This window comes from Sphingobacterium sp. 18053, from assembly GCF_902706145.1.
GTDB lineage: Bacteria > Bacteroidota > Bacteroidia > Sphingobacteriales > Sphingobacteriaceae > Sphingobacterium > Sphingobacterium paramultivorum.
The window spans coordinates 83399-103861 of sequence record NZ_CACSJW010000007.1 but is presented as its reverse complement, the minus strand read 5'-3'; the positions used below and the strand labels follow the sequence as shown (position 1 = coordinate 103861).

21 protein-coding genes are annotated in these 20463 nt (G+C 39.0%); 13 read left to right on the top strand and 8 right to left on the bottom strand.

Annotated features, from left to right (window positions below):
* Positions 1 to 157: 157 nt before the first annotated feature.
* On the bottom strand, positions 158 to 508 hold the full coding sequence (locus tag GVK91_RS17370) for an iron-sulfur cluster assembly accessory protein (RefSeq protein WP_046674047.1): 351 nt from the start codon (positions 506 to 508) through the stop codon (positions 158 to 160).
* A 285-nt stretch (positions 509 to 793) separates the two neighbouring features.
* Here GVK91_RS17370 and glyA point away from each other — a divergent pair, with 285 nt between their 5' ends.
* The 8 genes from glyA to purE all read left to right on the top strand — a co-directional run bounded on the left by glyA (position 794) and on the right by purE (position 8953).
* Positions 794 to 2065, top strand: coding sequence for a serine hydroxymethyltransferase (gene glyA / locus GVK91_RS17365; protein ID WP_075991122.1), 1272 nt, complete (start codon positions 794 to 796; stop codon positions 2063 to 2065).
* Between the two features lie 554 nt (positions 2066 to 2619).
* Positions 2620 to 3216, top strand: coding sequence for an RNA polymerase sigma factor (locus tag GVK91_RS17360; protein WP_075991123.1), 597 nt, complete (start codon positions 2620 to 2622; stop codon positions 3214 to 3216).
* A 443-nt stretch (positions 3217 to 3659) separates the two neighbouring features.
* Positions 3660 to 4355, top strand: a complete 696-nt coding sequence (locus GVK91_RS17355; protein WP_088160292.1) for a zinc metallopeptidase — start codon at positions 3660 to 3662, stop codon at positions 4353 to 4355.
* Between the two features lie 133 nt (positions 4356 to 4488).
* Positions 4489 to 5829, top strand: a complete 1341-nt coding sequence (gene ffh, locus GVK91_RS17350; protein ID WP_159730484.1) for a signal recognition particle protein — start codon at positions 4489 to 4491, stop codon at positions 5827 to 5829.
* 335 nt (positions 5830 to 6164) lie between these two features.
* Positions 6165 to 6755 (top strand): NADH-quinone oxidoreductase subunit A, encoded by a 591-nt coding sequence (locus tag GVK91_RS17345; RefSeq protein ID WP_159730482.1) that lies wholly within the window; start codon positions 6165 to 6167, stop codon positions 6753 to 6755.
* A 2-nt stretch (positions 6756 to 6757) separates the two neighbouring features.
* On the top strand, positions 6758 to 7261 hold the full coding sequence (locus GVK91_RS17340) for an NADH-quinone oxidoreductase subunit B (RefSeq protein WP_046674041.1): 504 nt from the start codon (positions 6758 to 6760) through the stop codon (positions 7259 to 7261).
* Between the two features lie 31 nt (positions 7262 to 7292).
* Positions 7293 to 8435, top strand: a complete 1143-nt coding sequence (locus GVK91_RS17335; protein WP_153847218.1) for a 5-(carboxyamino)imidazole ribonucleotide synthase — start codon at positions 7293 to 7295, stop codon at positions 8433 to 8435.
* An 8-nt stretch (positions 8436 to 8443) separates the two neighbouring features.
* A complete protein-coding gene (purE, locus tag GVK91_RS17330; RefSeq protein ID WP_088160297.1) occupies positions 8444 to 8953 on the top strand; it encodes a 5-(carboxyamino)imidazole ribonucleotide mutase in 510 nt (169 codons plus the stop codon).
* A 44-nt stretch (positions 8954 to 8997) separates the two neighbouring features.
* On the opposite strand, the gene GVK91_RS17325 is transcribed toward purE, so the two are convergent.
* From GVK91_RS17325 to bshA, 4 genes are all read right to left on the bottom strand, one after another.
* Positions 8998 to 9981: a sugar phosphate isomerase/epimerase gene (locus tag GVK91_RS17325; RefSeq protein ID WP_235032947.1), complete on the bottom strand. Its 984-nt coding sequence runs from the start codon at positions 9979 to 9981 to the stop codon at positions 8998 to 9000.
* Between the two features lie 231 nt (positions 9982 to 10212).
* Complete coding sequence (frr, locus tag GVK91_RS17320) at positions 10213 to 10776, bottom strand: ribosome recycling factor (protein WP_075991131.1); 564 nt, start codon at positions 10774 to 10776, stop codon at positions 10213 to 10215.
* Positions 10777 to 10804: 28 nt separating this feature from the next.
* Positions 10805 to 11509, bottom strand: a complete 705-nt coding sequence (gene pyrH, locus GVK91_RS17315) for a UMP kinase (protein WP_075991132.1) — start codon at positions 11507 to 11509, stop codon at positions 10805 to 10807.
* 74 nt (positions 11510 to 11583) lie between these two features.
* Positions 11584 to 12726: an N-acetyl-alpha-D-glucosaminyl L-malate synthase BshA gene (gene bshA, locus GVK91_RS17310; protein ID WP_075991133.1), complete on the bottom strand. Its 1143-nt coding sequence runs from the start codon at positions 12724 to 12726 to the stop codon at positions 11584 to 11586.
* A 362-nt stretch (positions 12727 to 13088) separates the two neighbouring features.
* Between bshA and GVK91_RS17305 the strand changes: the two genes are divergently transcribed.
* From GVK91_RS17305 to GVK91_RS17285, 5 genes are all read left to right on the top strand, one after another.
* Positions 13089 to 13808, top strand: a complete 720-nt coding sequence (locus GVK91_RS17305; RefSeq protein ID WP_159730480.1) for a DUF1003 domain-containing protein — start codon at positions 13089 to 13091, stop codon at positions 13806 to 13808.
* Positions 13805 to 14209 carry an alternative ribosome rescue aminoacyl-tRNA hydrolase ArfB gene (gene arfB, locus GVK91_RS17300; protein ID WP_159730478.1) on the top strand — a complete coding sequence of 135 codons (405 nt, stop codon included), beginning with the start codon at positions 13805 to 13807 and terminating at the stop codon, positions 14207 to 14209. Before GVK91_RS17305 ends, arfB begins: the two co-directional genes overlap by 4 nt.
* 151 nt (positions 14210 to 14360) lie before the next feature.
* Positions 14361 to 14729, top strand: coding sequence for a BlaI/MecI/CopY family transcriptional regulator (locus GVK91_RS17295; protein WP_075991136.1), 369 nt, complete (start codon positions 14361 to 14363; stop codon positions 14727 to 14729).
* A 30-nt stretch (positions 14730 to 14759) separates the two neighbouring features.
* Positions 14760 to 16493, top strand: coding sequence for a M56 family metallopeptidase (locus GVK91_RS27395; protein WP_200845651.1), 1734 nt, complete (start codon positions 14760 to 14762; stop codon positions 16491 to 16493).
* 16 nt (positions 16494 to 16509) lie between these two features.
* Positions 16510 to 17400, top strand: a complete 891-nt coding sequence (locus GVK91_RS17285; protein ID WP_153847214.1) for a hypothetical protein — start codon at positions 16510 to 16512, stop codon at positions 17398 to 17400.
* A 22-nt stretch (positions 17401 to 17422) separates the two neighbouring features.
* Here GVK91_RS17285 and GVK91_RS17280 read toward each other — a convergent pair whose 3' ends face one another.
* The 3 genes from GVK91_RS17280 to GVK91_RS17270 form a co-directional block, all read right to left on the bottom strand.
* The gene (locus tag GVK91_RS17280) at positions 17423 to 17713 is read right to left on the bottom strand and encodes a chaperone modulator CbpM (protein WP_088160304.1); all 291 of its coding nucleotides are present in this window, start codon (positions 17711 to 17713) and stop codon (positions 17423 to 17425) included.
* A gap of 4 nt (positions 17714 to 17717) precedes the next feature.
* On the bottom strand, positions 17718 to 18650 hold the full coding sequence (locus GVK91_RS17275; protein ID WP_159730476.1) for a DnaJ C-terminal domain-containing protein: 933 nt from the start codon (positions 18648 to 18650) through the stop codon (positions 17718 to 17720).
* Between the two features lie 154 nt (positions 18651 to 18804).
* Positions 18805 to 20379, bottom strand: a complete 1575-nt coding sequence (locus tag GVK91_RS17270) for a M28 family peptidase (RefSeq protein ID WP_159730474.1) — start codon at positions 20377 to 20379, stop codon at positions 18805 to 18807.
* Positions 20380 to 20463 lie beyond the last annotated feature (84 nt).

The window sequence follows — 20463 nt, the reverse complement described above, 5'->3', positions numbered from 1 at the left end:
AATGAAAGAGGGCTTTGTTGTGCTTATATCATTAAATCGAGGTTGAACTTTTTGAAATCTTCACTCGATCAACTGGCGAAAATGATGGAAGCATCTGCTACGACAAAGGGACTGCCTTCGGCAGTCCCTTTGTTATTTCATTCGTGCTGAAATTCAGTTATGCTGAAAAACTGCTTCCACATCCGCAGGTACTTGTTGCATTGGGATTATTGAATGTGAAGCCCCTTGCATCTAGTCCTGATTTGAAGTCGATTTCCATACCGGCAAGATATAGGCCATGTGCTTTGTTCATAAAGATGCGAATTCCTTGAATTTCGTATTCGTTATCGCCGTCCTTTTTCTGGTCAAAGCCCAAGATATAACTCATACCGGAACAACCGCCGCCTTCAACACCGACACGTAAACCAAAATCATCAGAGATTTCTTGTTGATCCTTTAATTTATTTAGTTCCTTGATTGCCCCTTCTGTTAAAGAAACAGGAGCAACTGCTGTATGTTCTGTACTCATTGTAATAGTGTTTTAGCCAATCCAATACAAAAATACATTTTTTTAATGGCAAATTGCTTGACCGGGATTTTTTGACATTTTCGAAACATTCAATTCTTCATACGCTTGTTCAGTCCGATAGCACCATAAAATGATCTTGACCTAATTAGGTAATTCGCATAAATAAGGCTATTTTTCTAAGAATATTTAATAAAATAGGACTTTTTGTCGATATTCTTTATGGAATATGCTATCTTTGAGGCATTAAAATAAACTACAAAATTTACTTTACAACATTTAAAAACAATGGAAAGAGATCAAGCCATTTTTAATTTAATAGCTGATGAGCTTAAACGCCAAGAAGAAGGTATTGAATTAATTGCTTCAGAAAACTTTGTTTCAAAACAAGTGATGGAAGCTGCTGGTTCAGTGTTGACAAATAAATATGCAGAAGGCCTCCCAGGAAAACGTTACTATGGAGGTTGTGAAGTTGTGGATGAGATTGAAACCATCGCAATTGATCGTGCAAAACAATTATTTGGCGCAGAATGGGTAAATGTTCAGCCTCACTCTGGTGCTCAAGCAAATGCGGCTGTTTTTTTGGCGACAATCAAACCCGGCGACAAAATCTTAGGTCTTGATTTATCTCACGGTGGTCACTTGACACACGGTTCACCAGCGAACTTATCTGGTAAGATCTATCAACCATTATTTTATGGTGTAAAAGAAGATACAGGTCTAATTGACTACGAGCAATTGGAAGAAACAGCGCTTCGTGAAAAACCAAAGATGATCATCTGTGGTGCTTCGGCTTATTCTCGCGATTGGGATTACGCGCGCATTCGTAAAGTTGCAGACGAAATTGGTGCTATCGTAATGGCTGATATTTCTCACCCTGCAGGTTTAATCGCTCGTGGTTTATTGAATGATCCACTTCCACATTGCCATATCGTTACGACAACGACACACAAAACGCTTCGTGGTCCACGTGGTGGTATGATTATGGTCGGTAAAGATTTTGAAAATCCATGGGGTATCAAAACACCTAAAGGTGAAATCCGTACAATCACGCAATTATTGGATTTAGCTGTATTCCCAGGTACACAAGGTGGTCCTTTGGAGCATACAATCGCAGCGAAAGCGATCGCTTATGGTGAGGCTTTATCCGATGAGTATATGGAATATATCGTTCAGGTAAAGAAAAATGCAGCTGCATTGGCACAATTCTTTGTAGAAAGAGATTACAAGATCATCTCTGGTGGTACAGACAATCACTTGATGTTGGTGGATCTTCGCAACAAAGATATTTCTGGTAAAGAAGCTGAAGCTGTATTAGGTAAAGCCGGTATCACAACAAATAAAAATATGGTTCCTTTCGATACACGTTCTCCTTTTGTGACTTCAGGTGTACGTTTTGGTACTGCTGCAATTACAACACGTGGTATTAAAGAGAATGAAATTATACAAATCGGCGAATTGATCGATGAGGCATTGAAAAATGCATCTAACGATGCTCAACTGGATTTGATCCATGGTAAAGTAAGAGCAATGATGGCTGAGTTCCCATTGTATAAATAAGAAATTCCCCTAGGAATAAAAAAAAGCGGAATCACCAATGCGGTGGTTCCGCTTTTTTATTTTCTTACAGCTATTTTCAGCGTAACATGTATGGTATAAGTCCGTACCAATTTAACTTATCAAAGGAATTATATAATAACCTGAACCGTATTTTATACGGTTCAAATAGGGGCTCATCCGAATGAGGTCCCTATTAGGTCCCTATTAACTCCCTATAAAGTTCGGATTAAATAATGCCGCATTGGCGTGTTGTCCTTCTCATGTACAACTGCTGGTTCTAGCTTGTTTCGGAGGGATTGGGAGAATTGCCTTAAGAGCTCGGTTTGGAAATGTGAGGCAGATAACTTATTTTTAGAGGCAGATAACTTATTTTTAAATGTTAAAAAACCTTAAAATAAATTGTAATAATTTGATTACTCATTTATTTTGCGGTAATTTGGTTTTAGATTAATTGATTGTTTTACAATAAGAAAGGATAGTTTATACGGCAAACATTTACATTTTAACACAGAACTGATAATTTATTTGCGAACTGCTAAAAAAGTAAGTGACGTATGAGACTTCTAAAAGGTAAAAGCGATCAAGAGTTGATCCAAATGTATGTCGGTGGCCAAGAGTCCGGTCTAGAGGCATTGTTGAATCGATATAAATCGAAAATATATACTTCTATATATATGAAAGTAAAAGATGAATATCTTGCTGAAGATATTTTCCAGGAGACTTTCATTAAAATCATCAACACATTAAAATCCGGTAAATATAATGAAGAGGGTAAATTTTTACCTTGGGCTATTCGTATAGCGCACAATATGATTGTTGACTTTTTTAGAAAAGCAAAACGTGCTCCAAATATTGTGAATGCGGATGGATTTGATATTTTTGAGGTGCTCGAATTTAGTGATGAAAGCGCAGAGTCAAAAATGCTCAAACAGCAGGTTGATGTTGATCTTAAGAAAATGATCCAAAAACTTCCGGACGATCAAAAAGAAGTGCTCATTATGCGACACTTTTGTGATATGAGCTTTAAAGATATTGCGGAAATAACCGAAGTAAGTATCAATACTGCTTTGGGGAGGATGCGCTACGCATTGAGCAATTTACGTAAGATGATTGAAGGTACTGATCTCACCCTGCAAATGGGCTATTTGTAATAAAGGGGGCATTGCAAAACGCCCCTTCTTATTTACATTCCCAATTTGGATTACAGGAAGTTTCGCTGCTTTTGTATTTTCCCACTGTTTGTTTGTAATTAAGGCAATGCTACAATCCTTTGCGCATCATGCCTTCAAAAGCCATTTCCTTCAATAATCTGCTCCTGATTGAACTTAAAATAACTGTGCGCCTTCGGAAATGACTGATGAGTATACGTATTGAATTCTTGTTAATCAGTGTAAGTGTTTCGTTGGACCGAAGCTGAAAGCGGAGTTATTTGTCCAAATGATGTGGCAATTATGTCATGTGGAGATCAGAAGAACCTGTTCTTTTTGTCAGGTCAAAGACTTTTTTTATCTTAGAAATTTATGCATATACCTTTTTTCAACGATTGGAATAAGGTTTGATAGTCATATTATAACTATAAAACGATTGAATAGCTATGTACTTGATTTTATTTATTGGAATAATGGTGGTAAGCCTAATTGTCCAAACAAGATTCAAAAACAAATTTAAGAAATACTCCGAAATGCCTTTGAGCAACGGGATGTCTGGAGCTGAGATTGCGCAAAAAATGTTAAATGATAACGGTATATATGATGTAAAGGTATTGTCTATCCCAGATCGTTTGGGAGATCACTATAATCCGTCAGATAAAACCGTTAATTTAAGCCCCGAAGTTTACAGTGGCCGCAGTGTTGCAGCTGCAGCGGTAGCGGCGCACGAATGTGGTCATGCTGTACAGCACGCCAAAGCCTATAAATGGTTAGGATTCCGTTCGGCAATGGTACCGATGGTCAATGCGGCTTCCAAAATGACATCATGGGTATTGATGTTGGGCGTTATGCTGTTTGCTTTTTCTAAAGGTGGTAATCCATGGCTTTTAGCTGTTGGAGTTGGGGCGCTGGCTATTACGACCTTATTTTCTTTTATCACCTTGCCCGTCGAGTTTGATGCGTCGAACCGCGCACTGGAATGGTTAAACCATGCTGGTGTAACCTATAATGGTGAAGAACATGACGGTGCAAAAGATGCTTTGAAATGGGCCGCGATGACGTATGTTGTAGCAGCGTTAAGTGCGTTGGTAACACTTTTATATTATGCATCGATTTTATTCGGTGGCCGTAGAAGTGATTAAATACGGGGATTGTAACTTTATCCTACAAAAATGCGATTATTTTTTATAGTCGCATTTTTTATGGTGTGTTAATGAGGTTACTATAGACAATTTTTTTAACTTTGCTGTTTATATAGAATAAGATTCAGATTTTATGTTTTCAAATCTTCAAGATAAGTTAGATAGGGCCTTTAAAGTATTAAAAGGACAAGGTAGTATTACCGAGATCAACGTTGCAGAAACGATGAAAGAAATTCGCAAAGCGTTGTTGGATGCCGATGTGAATTATAAAACTGCCAAAACTTTTACCGACGATGTTAAACAAAAAGCTTTAGGCGAAAATGTACTGACAAGTATTTCCCCAGGCCAATTGTTGACGAAGATCATGAATGATGAGTTGACAGCTTTGATGGGCGGATCTGTTACAGAGCTTGAGACAGGAAAAAATCCAACAGTGATTTTAATTGCGGGTTTGAATGGTGCTGGTAAAACAACGTTCTCAGGTAAGTTGGCCTTGTACCTTAAAGATAAAAAGAATAAAAAACCATTGTTGGTGGCTGGTGACGTTTACCGTCCTGCAGCGATTGATCAATTGGAAGTGCTCGCGGAACAAGTGGGCGTACCAGTGTATGTGAATCGTGAATCTAACGATCCTATTGCAATTGCCAAGGCGGGTGTGGAAGAAGCAAAACGTAATGGAAATAATATTGTAATCATCGATACAGCTGGTCGATTGGCGATCGATGAGCCTTTAATGGTTGAGATTACTGCAGTTAAAGAAGCGACAAAACCAGACGAAATCCTATTTGTTGTGGATTCAATGACTGGTCAAGATGCTGTGAATACAGCTAAAACGTTCAACGACCGTCTGGACTTTACAGGTGTAGTATTGACTAAGTTGGATGGTGATACACGCGGTGGTGCTGCATTATCGATTAAATCTGTCGTTAATAAACCCATTAAGTTTATTGGTACAGGTGAAAAGATGGATGCATTGGATGTATTCCACCCTGATCGTATGGCATCCCGTATTTTGGGTATGGGTGACGTCGTATCCTTAGTGGAACGTGCGCAGCAACAGTTTGACGAGAAGCAAGCTGCAGAGCTCCAAAAGAAAATCCGTAAGAATAAATTCGATTTCAACGATTTTAAATCCCAGATTCAACAAATCAAGAAAATGGGTAATATGAAAGACCTTATGGGAATGATCCCTGGTGTTGGTAAAGCAATGAAAGATATTGAAGTAGATGACAATGCTTTCAAACCCATTGAAGCGATTATCGATTCCATGACACCTTTTGAACGCGAAAACCCGGATGTCATTGATCAAAAACGTCGTTTACGTATTGCGAAAGGATCAGGTACTGATATTAATGAAGTGAATAAGTTATTGAAACAATTTGGTGATATGCGTAAAGTCATGAAGCAGATGTCTAATCCAGCGATGGCAGCTAAAATGATGCGTAATATGCCCAAAATGCCAGGAAAAATGTAATTTTTAGAGAATAGTTACATCATAAGAAGGGCATCGTTTTATACGATGCCCTATTTTTTTTTCTGAAAGTGTCTGATCTTATTGGCCAAAAAGAACCTTCAGTCCGCTTTCATTGCTGTTGGTGTCTGCGAAGTCATGAAGGTTTTGATCATTGTATTGCCTTTTTGATTAATTTTTTCGTTTCTATTATGCGCTGTGCAAGATGAATCTAGGTTACTTGCGGACAGGATACTGGTGGTTGATTCCGCAAAATTCGAACTGTTTTTAAAGAAATAATTCGTAATTTCAAGTTCCTCACCCGAGTGAACGAAATATTTGTTAAATTTGTAATTATTATGGATGACCCCGCGCAATTATCGGAATACGGCAAAATCCTTATCATTCTTCTGATAGGGGCGCTGTTAGTCTGTGCGACCATTTTTCTTGCACGTTTAATCTCTCCGAAAAAGAATAATCCCATCAAATCTGGTACCTACGAATGTGGTGAGGATCCCATTGGTTCTTCTTGGGTTCAGTTTAATCCACGGTTTTATGTGATCGCCCTCGTATTTTTACTTTTTGATGTGGAGCTTATTTTTATTTTTCCATGGGCCACTGTATTTGGACAGTCCGAATATATTGCGGCAGATGGAAGATGGGGGTGGTTTACCATGATAGAAATGGCTATGTTCATTGGTATTTTAATTCTAGGATTGGTTTTTGTCTGGAAAAAGGGTGATTTAGAATGGGTTAAACCGAATGTGTCCTTACCTAAAGTTCCTGTACCTATTCCGGATAGCGCCTATGCGAGCCTGAATAGTAAGACTTATCAGGTGCGTGATTTTGCACTGGTTGTAGATGAAACTGTCGCACACAAAACAACGGTAGATGAACAGGTGTCGACGCCGAAACCAGCCTTTAAACCTCGATTTAAAAAACCTGAGTAAGCATGAGTTTAGATAGCCAATTGCAGAATAATGGTGTTATTGTTGCCAAATTAGATGATTTGCTGAATTGGGCAAGATTATCTTCGATGTGGCCTATGAGCTTTGGTATTGCTTGCTGTGCCATTGAAATGATGGGGGCAATGGCTTCAACTTACGATTTAGATCGGATGGGCGTATTCCCAAGGCCTTCTCCAAGGCAATCCGACGTGATCATTATTGCTGGAACGGTTACCTTTAAGATGGCCGATCGTATCAAGAAACTATATGAACAGATGCCAGATCCTAAATATGTTATTTCGATGGGCTCTTGCTCCAACTGTGGTGGTCCATATTGGCAGCATGGTTATCATGTGGTCAAGGGGGTAGATCGCGTTATCCCTGTGGATGTTTATGTCCAGGGATGTCCGCCACGTCCCGAGGCACTAATTGGTGCTTTTATCGAGTTGCAAAAAAAGATAGACAAAGAAAGCTTGTTAGGTGAGCAATTGTTCAGCGGAAAAGCTTAAAAGATAAATTTTATAAGATTTTAAATCAATTATGGCAAAAGATTTTTATGGTGAATTGCAATTGGGTATTCTTGGCGGTGGTCAACTGGGAAGAATGCTCATCCAGGAAGCCATTAATTACAATATAAACGTTCATGTATTGGACCCGGATAAGAATGCTCCTTGTCGCAAGTTGTGCAATAAATTTGAATGTGGTTCATTGGGCGATTTTGAAACGGTCTATAATTTCGGTAAGGATTTGGACATGATCACCATCGAGATCGAGAAGGTGAATGTAGATGCTTTGGAGAAACTGGAAGGCGAGGGAGTAATCGTGTACCCACAATCACGTATCATTCGTCTGATTCAAGATAAAGGTCTACAAAAGCAATTTTTTAAACAAAACGATATACCAACTTCGGCGTTTCAATTGATATCCAATAAGGATAATTTAGTAAATGCCTCGTTAAGCTTACCGTATATCCAGAAATTGCGTAAGGATGGATATGATGGAAAAGGGGTGAAGAAGATTGTTACCCAACAGGATATACAAGAGGCGTTCGAAGAAGCTAGCTTAATTGAAGAATGGGTAGATTTTGAAAAGGAAATTGCGGTCATTGTTGCCCGGAATGATAAGGGGGAGGTGTCTACATTTCCAATGGTGGAGATGGAATTTAATCCTCAGGCTAACTTGGTGGAATTTTTGATTGCGCCTTCTTTGTATGGTGTAGAGATTCAACAACGCGCAGAGGCGATAGCAAAAAAGATTGCCGATGATTTGCAGGTCGTAGGTATATTGGCTGTAGAGATGTTCCTAACGAAAAATGGTGATATTTTGGTCAACGAATTGGCGCCGCGCCCTCATAATAGTGGTCACCAGACAATAGAGGGTAATTATGTGTCGCAATTTGCGCAGCATTTAAGGGCTATATTCAATCTACCGTTAGGTGATACCAGATGCAGAACGAATGCCGTTATGATTAACCTGTTAGGTGAACCTGGCTATGAAGGATTGGCCAAATATGAGGGAGTAGAAGAGGTGTTGGCAATGGAAGGCGTATATATCCATTTATATGGGAAGAAATATACGAAGCCATTCCGCAAGATGGGCCATGTTTGTATCATCAATGATGATCGGGAGAAAGCGATCTCCAATGCAAGAAAAGTACAAGAAATATTAAAAGTTAAAGCTTAAACAATACTATGTCAGTCAATAATAAGGCCCAGGTAGGCATTATCATGGGAAGCAAATCAGACCTTCCTGTTATGCAGGATGCTATAGATGTGCTCAAAGCCCTTGGGGTGGAATTTGAGGTAACGATCGTCTCAGCACATCGTACGCCACAACGTATGTTTGATTATGCGAAAAATGCAGCATTTCGTGGTTTGAAAGTTATTATTGCTGGAGCGGGTGGTGCGGCGCATTTGCCTGGAATGGTTGCTTCTATTACACATTTACCTGTGATAGGCGTGCCTGTAAAATCATCAAATTCCATTGATGGATGGGATTCGGTACTTTCCATTCTTCAGATGCCCAATGGTATTCCTGTAGCAACTGTCGCTTTAAATGCTGCGAAGAATGCAGGTATATTGGCTGCTCAGATTCTTGGTACACATGATGAAACAATCAGCAAGAATATCATCGAATTTAAAGAAGAGTTGGCGAGAAAAGTAATCGAGACCGCAGTAGAGGTAGAAGATACCGAATTTTAAGCTGACAATCTTACAAAATAAAAAAGGGAGCATTGCTCCCTTTTTTATTTTGTAAGATTTGCCTGTACATAGTCGTAGCTTTTTTTGAGACTTTCCATCTTATTTGGCATATAGATATTGTCTTGCTCAACAAAAGCATATTTAAGTCCGGCTTTATTCCTTTCTTTAACGATTTCAGGGAAGTTGATGCTTCCGGTCCCCACTTCGGTATACTTGATATCATTGAAGATTTGCTCAATCGGCAATTTCCCATCTTTGGGCCATTCAATAGGATTGGATTTTGTTTTATCCATATCCTTGACATGCCAAAGTTTAAAACGATTCGGAAACTTTTCGAAGAGTGCTATCGGATTTTTACCCGCTTTCTCTGCCCAGAAAAGATCTAATTCAAAATCGACCAGGTCGGGCTCAGTAAATGCAAGCATTACCTCTTCTCCAGTTGTATTATTTCCGAGATCCCTGAATTCCCAGAAATGGTTGTGATAAGCAACTTTTAAGCCCAGCTTTTTAGCCTGCTCACCAGCTTTATTTAATTGTTCCGCAGCATAGAGATAATCGTCTTTTTTCAATGCATTCAGATCAAACATCGGTGTTACAGGAGCAATTACATATTCTTGACCAAGCTCTTTTGCTGCATCAAAATAAACTGTAAGGTCTTCTTTGTCGGTGTGGGCTTTACTTAGGTATTTGGACATGTCGTAATGGCCTGAATGTGTTTTTAGACCGTTATCATCCAATATTTTCTTCAACTCTTTGTAGGGCAATTTCCAGAACTGCTTGGCTGTGGCGTCTATACCATAGAGCTCAACATGTTTATACCCAATTTTGGCAATTTGTTCCAAAGATCCTTTCGGATCTTTATCCATTAAATCGCGGATGGAATAAAGCTGTACGCCTATATTCTGTAATGGATTGTCGCTGATTGCACCGGCTTTATTTTGACAAGATATAAAGTTGGGCACTAGATAAGCTGCCGAAAGACCTATTCCAGCTTGCTTTAAAAATTGACGGCGAGAATTGTTCATCATATAATTGATTACTTGTTAGTGTACAATGTACAATTATTTGTTCAGAAATCAATGGTGCAACAAGGAATATTTTTGAAGAGTATGTTGATTTTATAAACTATAAAATCTTCGGAGAGATTAGGTATTGTGGGGCGGTAAGAGTCCGTTTTAGGTGAGAAGTGGGGCGGTCTTCATACCAATAAAAAAGGTCTGAATATTTTTCAGACCTTTTTTCTATTCAAGTAGGAACACTTAAACAGTCATGATATCTTTTTCTTTCAGTTCAGCCAATTTATCAACTTTTACAATGAATGCATCCGTTAACTTTTGAACCTCACCTTCGGCAGTTTTAATTTCATCTTCTGAAGCACCGTCATTTTTTAATTTTTTGATGGATTCGTTGACATCCTTACGAATATTACGAACACCAATACGGCCTTTTTCAGTTTCCTCTTTTACTTTTTTAACCAGGTCACGTCTTCTTTCTTCTGTCAAAGGAGGAACATTTAGACGAATAACGATACCGTCATTCTGCGGATTGATTCCTAGGTTGGCGTCTGTGATAGATTTTTCAATTGCGTTGATAAGCGATTTTTCCCAAGGCTGAATGACAATAGTCCGTGCATCAGTTGTATTGATGTTGGCCACTTGTGAAAGCGGAGTGGCGCTACCATAATAGTCTACTGAAATTCCATCTAACATAGATGGAGAAGCTTTACCGGCACGAATTTTAGTTAATTCGGATTCGGTGTGAGCAACTGCTTTGGACATCTTGTCTTTACAATCGTCCAATTCAATTGAAATTAGTTCGTTCATATAAGATTACGTTTTTTACAGATTTAAATTATTTAACCACAGTTCCGACATGTTCACCATTGGCAAGTTTTAATAAATTGCCAGGTTTGTTCATATCAAATACAATGATCGGTAATTTGTTTTCTTGACAAAGGGTAAAGGCAGTCATATCCATGACATTTAATCCTTTCTCATAAACCTCTGTGAATGATATTTCTTCAAATTTTGTTGCACTAGGATCTTTTTCAGGATCGGCAGTATAGATACCATCTACACGTGTTCCTTTCAATACAGCATCTGCATTGATTTCGATTGCACGCAAAGATGCAGCAGTATCTGTCGTGAAATATGGGTTTCCAGTACCAGCTCCGAAAATAACAATACGGCCTTTTTCCAAGTGGCGAACGGCTCTTCTACGAATAAATGGTTCGCAGATTTGCTCCATTTTGATCGCAGTAAGCAAACGTGTCTTTTTCCCAACCTTCTCAAGCGCATCTTGAAGAGCCATGCTGTTGATGACTGTGGCAAGCATGCCCATATAGTCTGCTTGAACACGGTCCATGCCTGATTTTTCAGCGCTTAGACCACGGTATATATTACCACCACCGATAACAATTGCAATTTCTAAACCTTGATCGTGAATTTCTTTGATATCATTAGCGTATTGTGATACACGGTTAATATCGATACCATAGCTTTGGTCACCCATTAAGGATTCACCGCTAAGTTTTAATAAGATACGTTTGTATTTCATAATTGTTTTTTTGGAAATTTTCCAAAGGTCAAAGATAAAATATTTTTTTCATCCCTTAAGCCTTAAAGTGATATTTATTGTGCTTTTATTGTTTGATTAATGACTTCTTGGTAATACTGCTCATACAAAGGCATAATATTAGACAATTGGAATCTTTTTGCATGATTTAACGCTGCTTCTTTAAATTTCTCTAAGCGTTCCCCATCTTCAAGGATATAAATTGCATTCTTCGCCATATCATCAACATCACCTACAGCACTGAGAAATCCAGTGATACCGTTTTCATTCAGTTCAGGTAAACCACCGGTGTTGGAAGAGATCACCGGAACTTGACAGGCCATGGCTTCTAGGGCCGCTAGACCGAAGCTTTCCGAGCTTGAAGGCATCAGAAAAAGGTCCGATACAGACAATATTTCTTCTACTGCATCCTGTTTCCCCAAGAAACGTACGTCTTTGCATACATCAAGCTCTCTGGATAGTTCCTCTGCATTTCGACGCTCTGGACCATCACCTACCATTAATAATTTGGAAGGGATTACATCATGTACTTTCTTAAAAATACGAATAACATCTTCTGTATTTTTAACTTTCCTAAAATTGGAGGTATGAACCAATATACGTTCATTGCCCGGTGCGATCGCTTTTTTGAAATGTGACCGATCTTTATTGCTGAACCTGTCCAGATCAATAAAGTTTGGGATCACTTTGATGTCTCGGGTAATGTCAAAGTATTGGAGCGTTTGATCTTTCAGATTCTGTGATACCGCAGTTACGCCATCGGATTGATTGATGGAGAATGTAACAACAGGACTAAAACTCTTGTCTTTACCAACCAGTGTAATATCTGTACCATGTAAGGTCGTTACTACAGGAATATTAATGCCATACGTAGTGAGTAAGATCTGTTTTGCCATAAATGCCGCCGATGCATGTGGAATGGCATAGTGGACGTGAATCAAATCCAACTTTTCAAAACGAACAACATCAACCAGTTTGCTGGCTAATGCAGATTCATAGGGTAGAAAGTCAAAAAGTGGATACTGCGAAACAGCTACCTCATGGTAGTATAGGTTTTCAGAGAAGAAATCCAGACGTGCGGGTTGTCGGTAGGTGATAAAATGGATCTCATGTCCATTAGCGGCCAAGGCCTTTCCTAGTTCGGTTGCAACAACACCACTTCCACCAAAGGTGGGATAACAAACAATTCCTATTTTCATCTGCGTAATTATGTCTGAGCGTATATTTTTAACGGCATCCCGTTATACGCGCTGTTTAATTTGTGTTTAAAGGCTCCAAGGAACCTAATGTTAGTATTCTGCGTGTTGTCGTCCAAGACATGTGACGTCTATCACATATAAACTATTTTTATTCATGAGGCGCCGACCAAGTTATTTACCTTAACAATTGTCTTTTTAAATTATTTCATGCTAACATGAAAAATTGATAACGCTTATTCATGAATTTTGTGTTGCAAATTTCGACTATTTATGCGTAAAATAACAAAAACCAATTGCCATAGTTTTGTGAATTTTTTGATTGGTTAAAAAGCACTATCTTTAAATAGACATTAAATCGGTATATGGATAACTTTATAAGTGATATTTCAGGACAGCAATTTCCTTCAGAGCAACGTATTTTGGGGGCTTCAATCCGACAACCTATTTTCAAGCTGATAAAAAAGGAATATCCAAGTTTTAGTAAGGACAAGTATATCGCCGCAAGCGAGTTGACACGATTTAAGGAAACTTATATCTCCGAATTTTTGAAGGATGAGTCGGGGCAATTAAGTCAATTGGACCAACAGGTAATCAATAGCTTTAAGGAAAATAAAGTAATCAGCGCAAGTTTAGACGGAGATAATAAGGAGCCAGTCAGCGTAGGAGATCGGGTTGCAGATAAAGTGGCTGAGTTTGGCGGAAGCTGGACCTTTATTATTTCCTTTGTCTTATTTTTGATTGTTTGGATTGCAGCCAATTTCTTTTGGTTAAATAATAAAGGCTTTGATCCTTATCCCTTTATTTTACTTAACTTGATTTTGTCCTGTGTAGCGGCCTTGCAAGCTCCGGTTATTATGATGAGTCAAAACAGACAGGAAGATAAGGACCGTGAACGCGCAAGAAATGACTATATGGTCAACTTAAAAGCTGAACTCGAAATCAGGGAATTGCATGAAAAAATAGATCATCTCATTATCCGCAAAGAACAAGAACTTGTCGAAGTTCAACGGGATCAAGTGGAAAAGTTGAGCTTTCTATTAAAAAAGATGGAAAAAATAGAAGAAGCATTTAAAAATAAATGAATTTAGAAGGAGTAATAGGAGAACTTACGTTTAAGTTTTCCAGGTCGGGTGGAGCAGGTGGACAACATGTAAACAAGGTGTCATCGAAAGTATTGCTGCAGTGGGATGTTGCGCTATCGACAGCTGTTTCTGCTGAGGAAAAAGCTATGGTGTTCACTGCGTTGACAAATCGTATAAATAAAGAAGGAATACTGCAATTGGAATGCGATATCGATCGGTCGCAGGTCCGCAATAAAGAAATCGCAATCGATCGCTTTAAGCGTATATTGACGGCCGCACTTGTGCCAGCAAAACCTCGTAAGAAAACCAAAACTCCGTATTCGAGTGTTCTTAAAAGGCTGGATCGAAAGAAGCAACAATCTCAATTGAAAGCTTCAAGGAAAAAGAATTTCGATGAATAAAAATGACTACATTACAGATTAAAGAAAAAATAATACGCTGATTGTCAGTTTGTTTATGTTTAAACTAATTTATTAGTTGTAAAACTATGTTTTTAGTTATACCTTGTCTATTGATTTATTATTCAGGTATTTATTTTATTCTTGAGGAGTTATGGAGGATTTTAAAGAGTTAACGAAAGCTGAGGAGCAGATTATGCAAGAGCTCTGGGAGATGGGCCGTGGCTTTGTCAAAGAGATTATTGATCGACTTTCGGAACCGAAACCGGCCTACAATACGGTCTCGACCATCGTTCGTATTCTTGAAACGAAGGGCTTTGTAACGCATGAATCTTTTGGTAAAAGTCATCAATATTTACCAAAGATTTCAAAAGAGGAGTATAAGAAAGGTATTACAGGTAAGTTATTAACCAATTATTTTGATAATTCGCCCAAAAGTATGCTCTCTTATTTTTTGGAGGAGAATAGGTTGGACATCAAAGAACTTGATGACATCTTGTCCATCATCGAACGTAATAAATAACAACCAATACTCTTTTATAAACTTTTGATTATGATTTACTTATTGATTGTCAATGTTTCATTGATTATCAGTTTTGTGCTCTACAAACTGATTTTTAGAAAACTTACTTTTTTTCAATGGAATCGGATCTATCTGATTGGAATGGTTGCATTCTCTTTATTAGCTCCCGTGGGTATTTTTATTGAATTGCCCAAGACAGAGATGATTTCCAATCATATTCCACAGGTCGATTTAGGAACATATATGGATGTCGAAATCGGGAGCCCGATCGAAGAAAAACCTCTTTTTCTGTTGGATATTCTTACCAAGATTTATTGGATAGGAGTGGGAGTCGCCTTTTTTTTCCTGGTGATACGCATCAGGCAACTTGTTCGGGTATTGCGCTCTTCTCCTGAATACCTGAGTTTTTCTTTTTTTAATAGGATCGTGATTGGAAAATCGATTAAAAACAAGGAGAATATTGCATGGCATGAGCAGGTCCATACTGCGCAGGGACATTCCTACGATTTGGTGTTGATTGAGCTGCTCAAAATTTTCAATTGGTTCAATCCTGTTGTGTATTTCTTTCAAAAGGAAATAAGGTTTCAACACGAGTATATTGTAGATGAAATTTGCTCGACCGATAAAGTGGCTTATGCAGAAATGCTGGTTGCTCATGCATTACGTACAGATCAATTGGCTTTTTCACATGAGTTTTCCAACCATTCTTTTTTAAAGCAGCGCATCACGATGTTATTTAAAGTTAAATCTGTACAAAGGCAACGCTTGTTATATGTGATTGTGTTGCCCATGCTATTGGTGGTAGCGGGGTCTACGTTGGTCTTTAATACGAGTAGGGCCAAGGATATGGTAGCGGATGTTGAAGAAAGCGTCAATAGGTTAACTGTGACTGATGAGCAGACATTATCGAACCAACCTGAGGAGTTAAAAAACGAACAGGTAAATGAAGACATGAAGGTCTACAAAGATCCAGAGGTATTGGCCATTCCAGTTGGAGGAATGAAAAAGTATGTCATGGGATTGAGCAGTAGAATTCAAGTGAGTGATGAAGCTATCAAGAATAATGTGATCGGGGTAATTGTCATCACAGCCATCGTGGAGAAAAACGGTGAGTTGAGCCATATAAAGGCTAAGAATGATTTGGGGCATGGCCTGGCATCAGCTGTGGAAAATGGTGTAAAAGCAAGTGGGAAATGGAAACCTGCAATCGTCAATGGGAAAGTCGTTCGATCGCTGCTTTCCTTACCTGTTACCGTTGGCGGAAAAACAACTTATTATTGGGAGGAAACCGACACATTGGGCAGAAAGGTTCGGATGTCATCTCATTCATTCCCTGGCGCTGAATCTGGTGAAGAGACGGAAAAACAACTCAAGGAAATAAAAGCGATAAGGACGGAAGATGAACGCGACCGCTGGAATCTTTCGTTGGATTTTCAGTCCGATTTAGTAACTTTTGATAAAGTTGAGGTGCAACCAACACCTATTGGGGGAATGCGATCTTTTATGATCTGGGTAGGCGATAATTTTGTTTTTCCTGAAGCAGCAATTAAACGGGAGGTTAATGGCATTGTTGAAGTGGTTTTTATTGTCGAAAAGGATGGTAGTTTATCCCATGTTGATGTAAAAAAAGATCTTGGTTATGGAACCAAAGAGGCGGCATTGGAGCTCTTAAAAGGTGCAAAAAAATGGAAGCCGGGGATAGTTAACGGTAAACCGGTGCGAGTTGCTTACACATTGCCGATTCGTTTAAATTTAAAGAAGTAAAGATTAGATCATAAATATGCAGAGCAGATTCATTCAAATTTTCTATTTTATTGTGGTTTTGGCCATGCTTTCGTCCTGTAAGTCCTATAAAGTGGTTCCCAACGGTTTTGCTGTACAAGGAGATGAGTATTTTGTTAATATTAACAAAGAGCTCACCGTATTCCTCGGGGATGATATTATGGAGGAGAAAAATTGGCAAGGTAAGACTAATCCAATTAATGCAAAGCAGGTTGACAATCGATTTCGTCGTGTATTGCGCCATTTACGCTATTCAGATACCGCGTATCAGGTTTTGTTTTCTGGACATCTGGAAGGAAAATATCAGTATGACATGCTTGCTGTAGTGAACAACTCGCCAAATGTAAAAGGGAAGAAAAATCACCTACTTGATTTAAGTTCTTTTCAACGGGAGCAAAATAAGGAAGGGCGATATTTTTATACGACTACAACTTTTAAGGGACAAAAGCTGCTTCATTTTGTAATTCCGTTTAATGGGCGCCTTTGGCAAGAGAAAATGGTGTCGCTGATCTTTCTCTTCCCTGAGGATTTTACCGATATCGCGTGGGCGAAGGATGTGGTCATGTCCAATGTTGCTATGTATCGCGACCGTTATAAATTTACCCCGAGCCGCACAGAGATTTTATGCCCCGATGATGGTAGTAGCCGTTCACATTTGGATTATAAAATCCCTGAAGAAAAGGTGAATAAAACAGGCTATATGTTAATGAAAGCTTATGGTGAAGTTGGCGGAGAACGAAAACTGGTTGTTTACCGCGTGATGAAGCCCGGTGATTTTTATGGTTCCTTTGTGACCTGTAAAGGGGATTATGAAATTCTGTATACCACATTGCAAGACAAGATTGTTTGGCAGACTAAGGTGAATACAGAGCGGGATGTGGAATTCTAAAGAATAAATTGAAAGCCTTGGATCAATAATCCAGGGCTTTCAATTTATTCTTTAAATGCAAAATTTCATTTTGGAGCTGCTCAACTTTTTCCAATAGATGGCTAGCAACCTGAATTCCTGCAGGGTTTACTTCAAGGTCATAATAGAGATTTGAAAAACGCTCTAATTTTTGGAGCTCCTCTTCATCAATATATTGTTCTTCTTGTTGAATGACAATATGTATGAGTCCGTATTCCTCCATGCTTTGCAGAAAGGTTGTTTCAACCTTTCTGGACTGGCAGAAGTCAATGACTTTAATGAGTGTCGTTTCCATAAGATTATTGTTTTAAATCCTTCAACTGTTGGAACAATGCCTTTTCTTCGGCAGACAGATTATTGGGCATTTGGATATTCAATGTGACATACAGGTCGCCAAATTCACCTTCCTTGCGATATAAGGGGAATCCTTTTCCTTTAAGTCGCATTTTTGCGCCATTTTGACTTTCGGCTTTAATTTTCAGTTTAACTTTTCCGCCGAATGTATCTAAGGTCACTTCGCCGCCTAGAATAGCTGTATAAAGGTCTACATCAAGTGTAGTATATAAGTCATTCCCCTGGCGTTTAAAACGGGCATCTGGTGTGATGTTAATTGTGATATAGAGATCTCCCTTTGGCCCCCCGTTGATGCCCTCACTGCCATATCCTTTCAGTTTGATTTTTTGACCATCCTCCACTCCAGCATGAATCGTGATGCGGATACTTTTTCCATTGATATTGAAGGTCTGTTGATGTGTGGTGTAAGCTTCTTGTAAGGTTAAGCTGAGTTCAGCATTAAAGTCCTGCCCACGAAATGTACTTTGGCGGCCTCCCCCGCGTCTGCTGCCAAACATCTGTTCGAAGAAATCCGAGAATTGCCCATCATCAAAGTTTCCAGTGTACTCCTGGGAACCGCCGCTACCAAATGGATTTCCCCCAGCTCCGAATGGATTTCCTCCGGTGGATTGGGACTGACGGTATTGTTGCTGCGCTTTTTCATACTCCTCTCCATGTTGCCAATGTTCACCGTATTGGTCATATTTTTTGCGCTTTTCGGGATCGGATAATACTTCATTTGCCTCATTAATCTCCTGAAATCGTTGTTTGGCCTCATTGTCATTGGGGTTGACATCAGGGTGGTATTTACGGGCTAGTTTTCGATATGCTTTTTTGATCTCATCAGCTGAAGCTGTTTTATCAATGCCAAGCACTTTATAGTAATCTACAAAAGCCATAAATTATACTTGTTTTGTATTAAAGATAACAATAATTGTGGATAAAAGGTTTATGCTAAAGGTCATTTTAATACATAAAAAAGCAAGTAAACAATCATTTACTTGCTTTTTTATATAGTATAAAGTAATCCTTATTACAGCCGATAATTTGACCTTACTCTTTATTATTGTCAACCACCAGGCGATTTTCTCGATTGGCTATTTGCCATGCGGTGTAAAATGCGAGCTTTTCACGTTTAACCATCAATGGAAAGTCGATCTTGTCATAGGTATCTGCAGGCGTGTGGTAGTCCGGATGCAAGCCCGAAAAGTAAAACACAGATGGTATACCTTTCTTGGCAAAGTTATAATGATCGGAGCGATAGTAGAGGCGCATAGGATCCTTTGGATTGTCATACATATAGTCAATCTCCAGTTTCGTATTTTTTTCATTCTCATTTTTATTGATCTGATATAACTCCGAGCTCAATTTATCTGAACCGATCGCATGGATATAATCGTGATTACCTTTGAGATGTTTGTCGTCAACACGGCCAATCATATCAATATTAATGCAGGCAACGGTGTTTTTCAATGGAAAGATAGGGTTTTCTGTATAGAATTTGGAACCCAGTAAACCTTTTTCTTCTGCCGCATAGGTGATGAACAAAATACTGCGTCGTGGGCCATTTCCGCTTGATTTAGCTTTAGAAAAAGCACGTGCCAACTCAAGGACGGCTGTTGTGCCCGAGGCATTGTCATCGGCCCCAAAGAAGATATTTCCTTTGGAATCCATTCCATCATGGTCGTAGTGTCCTCCAATCACAACGATTTCGTCTTTTTTATCTGTTCCTTCCAGGTAACCAAGAATATTTGGATCGGCTAAAGGAGCCGCATTGGTGCCAAACTCAGCTTTAAAATTTGTTGAAATAACAAAGGAATTCGGTTGTCCCGTACGATTAATCTTTGCAACCACAGTAGCAAGATTGGTTCTCGCTAGGTTTAGAATATAATTTGCTGCATGGTCTGTAATATTGACCACAGGGATCATCGGCGACTTTTCCGGCGCGGGTTGGTCCACCGCCAAATTATAACGGCCCTCAATAGCACGGTCTCCTGCATCCTCCAAAAGTTGAGACAGCTGACTATTGATGGCTAGTACCATTTTGGGACTGTGTTTAAGGATCTCTTTGACTTTTTTATTTCGGGTTGTTGCCCAGTCCGAAGCAGTCTTTTTGCTGGTAATCCATGAATTCCCTTTCTCATCTGTTGGCTCATTTTCATTGATCAACATAACAATCTTATTGTGGAGATCCATGCCTGAGATATCCGAATACTTGGGATCATCTATGCCATAGCCTATAAACACAATTTCATTGCTTTCGAAGAACTTGTTCTCATTGTTGCCAATGACAAAAATGTCCTTACCATGCTGGAATGGTCTATCGTTAATACTAAATTGCTTTACCTTAAAGCTGTTGCGAATTAGCTGCAGGGGTTGGAAATAGGATCCATTGACAGGCGCACTAAGGCCATATTTTTTAAATTCATTAGCAATATATTCTGCTGCCAGGCGCCCCCCTTTTTGGCCGGTCCCTCGGCCTTCAAAATCGACAGAAGCTAATGTGCGCAGATGCTTCTGTGTAGATTCTACTGTGATTTCATCCGCATATTTACTGTTTACGTCCTGTGCTTTTGCACAGCTCATCAGGGAGCATGCGATCCAAAGCAGGTTGTATATTTTTTTCATTGTTTATTTTTTACTAGTGCGACTTTCAACGCTTTATTTTTGTAATTCTAATTAACCGGATTAAGCGAGCATCATCTGCTTAAT